General features: G+C 47.9%; 2 protein-coding genes. One reads left to right on the forward strand and one right to left on the reverse strand.

Features of this window, described 5'->3' with window-relative positions:
• Nucleotides 1-192: 192 nt before the first annotated feature.
• The gene (locus tag ED312_RS07675; protein WP_123215426.1) at nucleotides 193-1,437 is read left to right on the forward strand and encodes a hypothetical protein; all 1,245 of its coding nucleotides are present in this window, start codon (nucleotides 193-195) and stop codon (nucleotides 1,435-1,437) included.
• Between the two features lie 195 nt (nucleotides 1,438-1,632).
• Here ED312_RS07675 and ED312_RS07680 read toward each other — a convergent pair whose 3' ends face one another.
• Nucleotides 1,633-2,613, reverse strand: a complete 981-nt coding sequence (locus ED312_RS07680; protein WP_123215427.1) for a YihY/virulence factor BrkB family protein — start codon at nucleotides 2,611-2,613, stop codon at nucleotides 1,633-1,635.
• Nucleotides 2,614-2,872 lie beyond the last annotated feature (259 nt).

Raw genomic sequence — 2,872 nt, forward strand, 5'->3', positions numbered from 1 at the left:
TATTTTTCCTAAATACCACATTACCTCAATAACCCATCCCATTCATAGCCAGGACAGAGGTGGCTGAGTGCCCCGGCTCCGCCGGGGTGTATCGAAGCCACCGGCTCCGCGCCAAACACCTAAATCTCCCGGATTTCCCCTATAACCCAATACCTCATTAACCCTTATCTTTACCCGCAGAAATAAAAAGTGATGACAAGGGTTTTATACATATGGGGTCTCGTATTCGTCTTTTGTACCTGGACGGGTACGGCCCAGCAGAAAGGAAGCACGGAAGAAGAACGATTCAGGATGGAGATCGATGCCTGGATGCGGCCGTACCGTACGGACCAAAGCGCGGAACTGGACCGCTTGCTCGCTCAGATGGAAGCGCGGCAGGCCATCCCGGAGCAGGACAGCACCTATAAGCATATCAATGCATTTTATCTTAAAAACCGCAAGACCTATCGCAGGCTGCGCCTGGAAAGCCTGGAACGCTGCCCCCGGGCCCCGGAGGCGTTTCCCGGCTATACGCATATGGATATGGCACAACTGGATACAGTGGGGATGGAGCTGGAAAAGATAGGCACCATGGCGCAGCAATTCATGAACATTCGTACCCTGAATGTGCTGGAAACGTCAACCATACAGGATGTGCTTCTCGTTCCTGTTTTTAAGTACCTGCAGGAAGATCGGGGGATGACGCTCTCCCAACTTATGGAAAGCTATAGCTGTGGCAATCTCATATTTGCCGGAAAGGAAGACCGGGAGCACTGGCAGGTGACGCGGGTAAACCGGGTCTACATCACCCGCTATCGCTGGAATATCGATACCAATGTGGCGGACCGGGTGGAGGTATGGATAAACAATGGAGAAGTACAGCCGGAGGGCTGGTTGAGCGGAGTCTCCTTTACGGCCGATACGCCGAAACTGGAACTGGCCCGGGAAATGACCATTTGCTTCTGGTCGCTCTATGACAGGAAGCACCACAATGTCCGGTCCGGTTGCAGCAGTGTCTCCGGGTTTATGGAAACACACCGGGAACAATACGTACAGTTGCGGGGCGATCGCTTAAGGCAATTGCCGGGGCTCCCCGAAAACTGGGAAGGGACTTACCATAAGAAAGATAACAGTAAGGTCGATGAAGTTCTCCTTTCCATGGAAAGGATGAGAGACGGAAAATACCGTTTACCGGAATCCATGTCGTGTACCGAATTCGGGTTTGAAAACACGTTGTCCTATTTCCGGATGCGGTTATCCGGAAACAGCGATAATACCCATTTAATAAAATCCTGGCTCACCGGTCACCAGGCCTACGCCATGCTGAAAGGTGATGACATATGGCAGCTCACCGCCCTGTACGGAAACCACGCCATATCGTTTACCTGGAACATCCGCACCGATGAAATCGTTGATCTTCAATACCTTGAAAAAAACACGAATAAACCCGGGGAATAGAAACAGGATTTTTTTAACCACGGATACACGGATGTTTGTAGGGTTCCCAAAGTTCTTTTTATTTTCCCCAATAACCTATTACCCCATTAACTCATTGACTCATTAACATATTAAACCAACAACTAAAAAACTCCCACCCCCAGGTGGCTGAGTGCCCCGGCTCCGCCGGGGTGTACCGAAGCCACCGGCCTTTTTTCACTCCTCCGTAATTTCCAGGTTATCCCGTAACCGCTCCAGTATTCTTTTTTCTTCTTTCGGGCTAATATGCCGGGTACTGAGTTTTTTGATTTCCTGGTATATGGCGGGTTCTGCAAATTTGTTGGGCCTTACCCGTTCGTTTTTATACGCGGCATATTGCACGGTAAATTCCGCCCCGAAAAACAGGATAAGGCAGATATAGTTCACCCAGATAAGAATAATCACTACAGAACCTGCCGCCCCGTATACCGAAGCGGGTTCACTTTTCCCGAAATAAAAACTGATGAGGAATTCCCCCACGAGGAACAGGACGGTGGTAAGCGCCGCACCGACAAAAGTGGTTTGCCAGCGGACCCTGATATCCGGCAAAAGCTTGAATAAGGCGGCAAAAAGGATGGTGATGATCACGAAGGAAATCCCGAAATTCAGCATATCCACCAGGGTAGTGGTAAAGCTCTCGGAAAACTGTTCGATATTTTCTTTGACAAAGCGGAGCAGGGCAGAAATAACCAAAGAAATAAGCAGTAATAACCCGATGACCAGTACCATACCGAAAGAGATCAGCCGGTCTAAGAGCATTTTCCCGAAATTGGCCTTTTTCGCAGCCACATTCCAGATGTCATTCATTGTTTTTTTCAAATGAAAAAACACCCCGGTGGCGGCAAAAAGCACCATACCGATACTGATGATGATGGCAAAGGCAGAATCATCCGAAGAAGAGACATTGACGATCATGTTTTCCACGGCCTTTGCGGAGTCGCGCCCTATGAAATCCCCGATCTGTGCCGTAATCCGGCCCTGTACCGCTTCCCGCTCAAAGAACGAACTGGCGATGGTCATAACAATAATCAGTAACGAAGGCAGTGAGAAAAGGGTATAATACGCTATGGTGGCCCCCTTGGGGAAAGGGTCATTCCTGTTCCACCGGATAAACGACTTTTTCAGAAGCAGGAAAGATGTTTTGAAGAATTTCAGCATAAGGGGTAATTTTTAGCCGGTTGAAAAATCGGTGAAATGGGTTCTCTATCTTAAAAATAAGGCTTTTATACTTTTTTTTGTTTAAAAAAAACTTAAAGCTTCGGTCAAGCCATAAATACATAGTGGTTTTGAAGGATAAAACAAGGTGAAATGCTCCGTAATTTTATGGATTTCCCCTCGCGCTCCTAATAATTTAATAATGAACTCGTTTAAACTTTCCTTAATTGGCTGCAAAATGCCCTTTTTGCCCCACAGATTG

Source organism: Sinomicrobium pectinilyticum, from assembly GCF_003725735.1.
Lineage (GTDB): Bacteria > Bacteroidota > Bacteroidia > Flavobacteriales > Flavobacteriaceae > Sinomicrobium > Sinomicrobium pectinilyticum.